The 7,250-nt window shown below is 73.3% G+C and carries 7 protein-coding genes; all 7 read right to left on the reverse strand.

Annotated elements, in window-relative coordinates; genetic code table 11:
• Positions 1-291: 291 nt before the first annotated feature.
• Positions 292-1,368: a UDP-glucose 4-epimerase GalE gene (gene galE, locus HUV06_RS13320; RefSeq protein WP_174301742.1), complete on the reverse strand. Its 1,077-nt coding sequence runs from the start codon at positions 1,366-1,368 to the stop codon at positions 292-294.
• Complete coding sequence (locus HUV06_RS13325; protein WP_174301743.1) at positions 1,365-2,084, reverse strand: PIG-L deacetylase family protein; 720 nt, start codon at positions 2,082-2,084, stop codon at positions 1,365-1,367. The genes galE and HUV06_RS13325 overlap by 4 nt, the downstream gene beginning before the upstream one ends.
• Positions 2,081-3,301, reverse strand: coding sequence for a glycosyltransferase family 4 protein (locus tag HUV06_RS13330; protein WP_174301744.1), 1,221 nt, complete (start codon positions 3,299-3,301; stop codon positions 2,081-2,083). The genes HUV06_RS13325 and HUV06_RS13330 overlap by 4 nt, the downstream gene beginning before the upstream one ends.
• On the reverse strand, positions 3,298-4,134 hold the full coding sequence (locus HUV06_RS13335; protein ID WP_174301745.1) for a sugar phosphate isomerase/epimerase: 837 nt from the start codon (positions 4,132-4,134) through the stop codon (positions 3,298-3,300). Before HUV06_RS13335 ends, HUV06_RS13330 begins: the two co-directional genes overlap by 4 nt.
• On the reverse strand, positions 4,131-5,636 hold the full coding sequence (locus tag HUV06_RS13340; RefSeq protein ID WP_174301748.1) for a YcaO-like family protein: 1,506 nt from the start codon (positions 5,634-5,636) through the stop codon (positions 4,131-4,133). The genes HUV06_RS13335 and HUV06_RS13340 overlap by 4 nt, the downstream gene beginning before the upstream one ends.
• A gap of 5 nt (positions 5,637-5,641) precedes the next feature.
• On the reverse strand, positions 5,642-6,460 hold the full coding sequence (locus tag HUV06_RS13345; RefSeq protein ID WP_174301746.1) for a hypothetical protein: 819 nt from the start codon (positions 6,458-6,460) through the stop codon (positions 5,642-5,644).
• A partial coding sequence (locus tag HUV06_RS13350) for a Gfo/Idh/MocA family protein (RefSeq protein ID WP_174301747.1) occupies positions 6,451-7,250 on the reverse strand: 800 nt, incomplete at its 5' end. The genes HUV06_RS13350 and HUV06_RS13345, both read right to left, overlap by 10 nt.

Genomic DNA, 7,250 nt, shown 5'->3' on the forward strand with positions numbered 1-7,250 from the left:
GGGCGCGTGGGCGGCGCCTGGCGCGGGCGCAGCGTAGCCGCCGCCGGATATCGGCAGCGGGTTGAAGTGCAATGAAGGCACGGTCTGCATCTGGTCAGGCATGGTCTTGGCTGACTGCGAAGTAGCGCGCGGTTCTGGATGGGCGCAACGGCTGGGATGAGGCGGACGCTCCTTCCCTTCCAAGTGTCGGAAAAGCGAGGGCGCCTCAAGCCACGGAGCCCGTCAAAGAGCCGACTGGATGGCGATCTAGCCTGCCGAAGCCGTCTTAGGGCTGTCTGGTCTCGGCCTTCATCAGCGAAGTTCACCTTTCGGTGTGGACCGGCCATCCGGGTCAGGGTCCAACATCCCATCGACCAGGCGCGATCCCGCCGCGAGCGCCAGGGGCCTCGGGTTTACCTGCGCCGCAAGAGCGTCGCCCACGATGCGGGCGAGATCGTCGCGCTGGGGTCGCCAGCTCGTGTGGCGCAGCAGGCGCGAGGCGTCGGCCACCACCTCGGACGGATCGCCTGGCCGGCGGCCGACATCGCGCCGGCGCAGCCGCACCCCTGACGCCTGCTCCACGGCGTCCAGCACCTCCAGGACCGACCAGCCCCGGCCGTAGCCGCAGTTCAGCACCCGCGGCGCATCTTCCGCCTGCAGCAGCGGCAGGGCGGCAATGTGGGCGGCGGCCAAGTCTTCCACGTGGATGTAGTCGCGCACGCCGGTCCCGTCGCGAGTGGGATGGTCCAGGCCGTAGATAGGCACATGGTCGCGCTCGCCCCGGACCGCCTCCAGCATCACCGCAAGCAGCGAGCCTGGAGCGCCGGCCCTCGCGCCGGACCGCGCCCGGCGCCCTGCGCCGGCGACGTTGAAGTAGCGCAGCGCGAGATAGCGCAGGCCGTGCGCGCGGGCGGCGTCGGCCAGCATCTGCTCGGTCATCAGCTTGCTCAGGCCGTAGGGATTCAGCGGCCGGGTCGGTGCGTCCTCGTCCACCCGGGCGGTGTCGGCCGCGCCATACACCGCAGCGCTGGAGGAGAACAGCAGGGCGGGGCGCGAGGCCGCCGACAGCATCGCCTGGACCAGTCGCAGGCTCTTGGCTGTGTTGTTCTCGTAATAGAGCAGCGGTTCGGCCACCGAGCCGGGCGCAGAGGTGGAGCCGGCGAAGTGCAGCACCACGCGCGGCGCGACCTCGGCCAGCACCGCGTCGAGCAGGGTCCCGTCGCCCACATCGCCCTGCACCAAGGGAATGCCGGCCGGCGCGGCGTCGTGGCGGCCGGTGGACAGGTCGTCCAGGATCGTCGGCCGCCATCCGTCGGTCAGCAGGGCCTGCACCACGTGAGAGCCGATGTAGCCCGCCCCACCGGTGACCAGGATCGCGCCGCGGCTCATGCGCGCGCCGTGGCGTAGCGTTCCGCCGCCATGGCCCGGACCCGCGCCCGCATCGCCGCCTCGCCGCCGAACTGGAAGCCGAGCTGTGAGCCGTAGGCGGCGCAGGCGTCCGCCTTGCGGGTGCGCGCGGCGGCGGACAGCGCCTCGTCCTCCCACGCCAGGGCGGCCACGGTCGGCGACTCGGGATCGGCCGGGGCAGGGCGGTCGGCGTAGGGCCAATCCGTCCACCAGCACAGCCGGGCGGCCGACGCCGAGGCGCGCGTCGCCCTGTGGACCAGCACGTGGTCCACATGCCCCCCCAAGGCGCGGGGCGCCCAGACCTCGTCGGGCCCATGCGCCTCGATCAGCTCGGCGAGCGCAGGCCCCAGGGCTTCGCGGGCCGGATCGTCGGCGTGGGGTGCGCGGAACAGCTCGGCCGCGCTGTGATAGTCGCGGTGCGGCGCCTCCAGCAGCGGCAGGTGGACGGCGTGCAGGCCGAGCGCCGCGCACGCGGCCTCGTCCTCACCGCGGCGGAGCGCCATGTAGTCGATCTCAGGGCCAAGCCCCTTGTCCAGCTGGCAGGCGAGCGCGAAGCCCTTCGGCGCGTCCACGCCGCCGGTGAACAGCGTCGCCACCACGACCCGCCAGCCCGCCTCAGCCCGCGCCGCCAGACCGCCGCCCGCGGAGAAGACCGCGTCGTCCAGGTGCGGCGACAGGGCGAGCACGACGCGGGTCACAGCAGGTGCGGCGCGTCGCGGAAGCGGCAGGGTGTCAGCGGCAGCGCCGGGTCGAAGTCCGCGTCCGGCGAGGTCCCGGCCAGCCGGTGGTAGACGGCCATGATCTCGCGCCCCACCGCCGTCCAGCTGTAGGTGCGCCGGCACTCGGCCAGTGCGGCGTCCGCCAGCCGGGCGCGAAGGGCGGCGTCGCTCAGCAGGCGCTCCAGGGCGCCGGCCTGGGCCGCCACGTCGCCGGGCTCGACCAGCAGGCTGGTCTCTCCGTCGCGCAGGCAGTCGACGACCCCTACCGCCCGGCAGGACAGCACCGGCAGGCCCGACGCCATCGCCTCCAGGATGGTGTTGGAGAAGCCCTCCGAATAGGTGGGCGAGGCGAACAGGTCGTGGGCGCGGTACACCTCGGGTGCGGCGTCATAGGCCACATAGCCCAGAAATCTCAGCCGGTCCTCGGTCAGTCCCCGCTCTGCCGCCAAGGCGCGCGCGGGCTCCAGGTCCGGGCCGATGCCGGAGATGGAGGCGCACCAGGCGAGCTCCGGCCGGTCCAGGCTGTGCAGCGCCTCGAGGAAGTCGAGCACGCCTTTCCGCCGGTCCACCCGCCCGTGGTAGAGGATGCGCAAGGGGCCCGGCGGCCGCTCGCCGTCTGCGGGGTGGAACTGCGCGGTGTCCACCGCGCCGGGCACGAGGGTGAAGCGGCCGGGCGACGTCCCCAGCCGCTCGCACACCTCGTCGCGGAAGCTCTCGCCCCCGATCAGCAGGGCGCCAGCATGGTCCAGGGTGCGCACCATGGCCAGCCGGTGCGTCTCGCAGCACGACCCGACCCAGTGCCCATCGCCGCCCTGGACGGACACAAGATTGGGAACGCCGGTGCGCCTGGAGGTCAGCAGCGTCGCCCAGCCAGTGGGGTAGGCGTACTGGGCGTGCAGGATGTCGAAGGGACGCTCCGCGTGCTCGGCGACGATGGTGTCGGCCAGGGTGACGATGTCGCGCTCGAAGTCGCCGCCGTCCTGCTCGCCCAGCGCCTCCAGGCCGATGACCCTGACGCCGGGCACGGGCGGGGGCGGGCCGCCGCCGTACACGCTGGCATGTCCGCCGCCGTAGAACTGGCTGACCAGGGTCACGTCATGGCCCGCGGCGACCATCTCGCGCAGCAGGTTGGTCGCATAGATGCTCATGCCCGAGACGGCCGGGAAGAAGCGGCGGCTGACGAAGCAGACCCTCACCCTCGTGCAGCCGGTTCGTGCGCCTTCAGCCAGGCGATGGACTCCGGGATGGCCAGGTGGGCGCGCGGGCTCTCGCGTGACAGCTCCACACAGACGAGGCGGCGGAAGCCGATCTCCTGCAGGGCGGACAGGATCGAGGGCAGGTCCATCTCGCCCTGGCCGAAGGGCAGGTGCTCGTGCACGCCGCGGCGCATGTCCTCCACCGCCACCGTGCCCAGACGGTCGGCATACATGCGCACCGCCCCGGCCGGGTCGATATCCTGGGTCACCAGGCAGTGGCCGGTGTCGAGCGCCAGCGACAGGCCCGGAACCCCGAGCGCCGCCCACTCGGCGGCCGTCTCCACCAGCATGCCGGGCTCGGGCTCGAAGGCGGGCGTCACGCCGCGCAACTGAGCGTAGCTGCAGACCGCTTGCAACCCGTCGAGCAGCCAGCCCAGCGCATCCTCGCGGCCGACGCCGGGCTTAGGCACGCCGGCCCAGAAGGAGACGGCCTCCGCCTCCAGGATCTCGGCGATGTCCACCGCGCGGGCCAGGAAGTCCACACGCCGCCGCCGCCCCTCGGCCGAAGCGCTCACCAGGGTCGGCTCATGCTTGTCGCGGGGATCGAGCAGGTAGCGCGCGCCGGTCTCGATCACGCAGCCGAGCTGCAGCTCGCGCAGCCGGGCCGCGAGCCGCCGGGCGTCCTGCGCCCATGTGGCCGCAAAGGGATCGAGGTGGTGGTGGTCGAGCGTCAGCGCCACGCCCGCGTAGCCGCATCCGGCGATCAGCTGCAGCGCGTCGTCCAGCCGGTGGTTGGCGCAGCCGTTGGTGTTGTAGGCGTAGCGCAGGCTCACGGAAACCTCGCCAGCCGGCCGGGGGCGTGGGCCACGTGGTGGGCCTCCGGCTCGCGGTAGAGCGGATATAGCGGGCCGACGACGCGGTCGGCGAGCGCGGTGTCGAACAGGGGCTGGCCGCCCAGCCGCGCGCAGGCCTCCGGCGTCAGCCGGATCGGCTTCAGCGTGTCGGTGGCCTGGCCGAAGCGGACGAGGGGATGGTCGCGCGCGATCAGCTTGGCGGCGTTGCGCTCGCCGATGCGATGGTAGCTCATGGTCTCGACCTCCAGCCCCGGGGTGATCGCCTTGACCACGGCGATGGCGCGGCCGGGGGGCGAGAGGTCGACATAGAGCGGGTCCAGACCGCCGGCCTGCAGCCGCTCGCGCACGATGGCGCCGCGGGCCCAGGCGTCCGGCGCGGGCGTGGTGGGCAGCTCGGCGAAGGGCTTGCGCGCTCGCTCGGCATACACGCTGTCGGCCAGCCAGCCGGCGAGAACCTCGGCCGGGCGGGTGGTCCAGTCCGCCATGGCCTCGAAGGCGCGGCCCTCGCCGGTCTTGGCGTTGGCGCCAGAGCCGGCCATGAAACGCGCGACGTAGCCGGGGGGCGCCACGCGCTCCGCCAGCGCCGCGGGGCCGTGGGCGAAGGCCTTGCGCACGCGCGAGGCGGCGAACTCCTGCAGCGCCTTCTCCAGCGCGGCGTTGCGGTCGGGGTGGCAGGCCTCGCCGCAGGCGGTGAGCATGATGGGCGTCGGCGGTCCACGCCCACTCGCCTCGCGCCCTACGCAGTAGAGGTTGCAGAGGCCCCACTCGTCGGTAGCGAACTTCACCTTCACCGCGATGCCGGCCGCGGCGTAGGCGTCGAGCGCGACGCGGGCGGCGGGGCTCGGGCGCTCGGGCAGGTCGAGCACGACGCCCTGGTCCAGCGCCCGGAACAGCAGCCCGTTGCCGTCGCGCTGCAGCAGTTCGAGCAGGCCGTGCCCCAGCGCCCAGTCCACGTCCGGGCCGGCGCCCATGCCGTTGGAGATGATCGTGGTGAAGGGGACGTAGCGGGGCGCCAGGTCCTTGCGGCTGTAGGCGGCCAGCTCGATGGGGACGAGCACGGTGGCGCCGTCGCGGGCGCGCACCGCCTCCACCCACTCCAAGGCCGTGTCGCGGCCGACGGGGGAGCCGGCGGGCAGGCAAAGGGTGAGCGGGTCGGCGACCGCGTTCTCTCCCAGCGCCCTCGCCAGCTCGCGCCAGCTGCCGCGGGTGCGCTTCGCCTGCGCCAGGGCCAGGGTGGGCTGCACCATCTCGGCGATCTCGCCGAGGCCGCCCAGGATCGCCTGGCCTTCGTCGGCGCCGTAGCCGACGCCGTAGGGCATGATCCCCGCCAGCCTGGAATCATCCGGGAACAGCGTCGTTACCCAGACCGGCAGGCCGGTGCGGTCCAGCGAGGTCAGCGGGAAGGCGGTCAGCTCGCCTGCGGGGAAGGCGTCCAGATAGGCGCGCGCGGCGTCGGGCAGGTCGGACGGCAGGCCGCGCATCTGCCTCACAGGGGCGTCCTCACCACGCCCGGCGGGCGGGCCAGCGCGGCGTCCAGCACACGCAACGCCACCTCCCGGCCAATCTCGGGCGCGTGCTCGAACGGGGTGAGCAGCGCGTCGAAGTCGAGCGGCGCGATCGCCTCGCGATAGCGGCGCAGTTCGCGGTGGGTCAGCGGGATATCCTTGTGGAAGGCCTTGTGACTGGACACGGCCAGGGAGCGGCCGGCCGCGTCCTGGTCCACCTTGAACATGTCGCCGCAGAACAGCCGCCGGCCGTAGGTGTCGTGCAGCGCCGCCTGGCCCACATAGTGGCCCGCGACGTGGTGCAGGACCAGGCCGCCGCCGAGGTCGAAGATGTCGTCATACGGGGCGGTGACCCTGAACGCCTTGGTCATGGCCAGGTCGTCCACCTGGATGGCCAGGGCGGCGTCTGGGTAGGCCGCCTGCAGCTGCCAGAGCGCGCCGTAGCCGTGGGCGTGGCTGGCGGCGATCACCGCGACCCCGCCCAGTCGGGCGATCTCATCCAGCATGGCGGGGCTGTAGTAGGGCGCGGCCTCGAAGGCGACGTTGCCGCCCTCGCTCAGCCGCAGCCAGCCCATGCCCGCCAGGCCCAGCGCCGGCGTGGTGGCGAAGGCCACGAGGTCCGGCGCGATCTCCCGCCAGCCGCCGGCGTGGGTGGCCGCGACCTCGTCCAGGGCGAGGAACCGCCAGCCATCCGGCGGCAGGTCGTTGCGCACGTCGGTGCACACCGGGCAGTCCGGCGGCGTGGCGAAGTAGCGCTGCCAGAAGCCGCAGTTGGCGCAGGCGTAGAAGCTCAGAGGCATGCGAACGCCTGCCGGTAGGCGGCGTCGAAGCGCCGGGCTAGGGCGAGGTCGCGGGACAGGGAATAGTCATGCGGAGCACCCTGAACCGCCGCCGCAAAGGCCGCCGCCTGCACGGTGAAGGGGCCGAGCGCCGCGTCGAAGCCGATCGGCTCGCGCGCGCCTGAGCGTCCGCAGATGCGCCACAGCTCGCCGCCCGCGGTCTGGCCCAGGGTGTCCAGCGCACAAACCTGCCCTTCGTCGCCCAGCACCTCCAGCCGCCGGCGGGGCAGGGCCTCTGGGCAGTTGTAGGCCACGTGCAGGCTGACCAGGACGCCTGAGGCGGTGACGCCTGTGACCATGCCGCCGTCCTCCACCGCATAGTCGTGCACCCGGCGCTGCAGCACCATGGCCAGCCGCTCCACCGGCTCGCCGAGCAGGGCTTGGACGAGGTCCAGCCCGTGCGGCGCCAGGTCCACCACCGCGCCGCCCCCGGCCTGGAGCGGATCGGCCCGCCAGTTGGCCTCGCCTGTCTGTCCGGGCGCGCGCCACAGCGGATCGACCCAGCAGCAATAGGCGATGCGCACCGCCGAGGGCCGCCCGATCGCACCTGCGGCGACAGCATCGCGAAGCGCGGTGTGCGCGGGATGGCGGCGCTGGTCGAAGGCCGTCCCGTAGAGCACGCCCGCCCGATCCACCGCGCGCCCCATCGCCTCGGCGTCGGCCAGGCTCGCCGACATGGGCTTCTCGCAGAGCACGGCGACCCCCGCCTCGGCCGCCGCGCACACGGGCGCCAGGTGCAGGTGGTTCGGCG

Source organism: Caulobacter sp. S45, from assembly GCF_903642205.1.
Taxonomy (GTDB): Bacteria; Pseudomonadota; Alphaproteobacteria; order Caulobacterales; family Caulobacteraceae; genus CAHJWH01.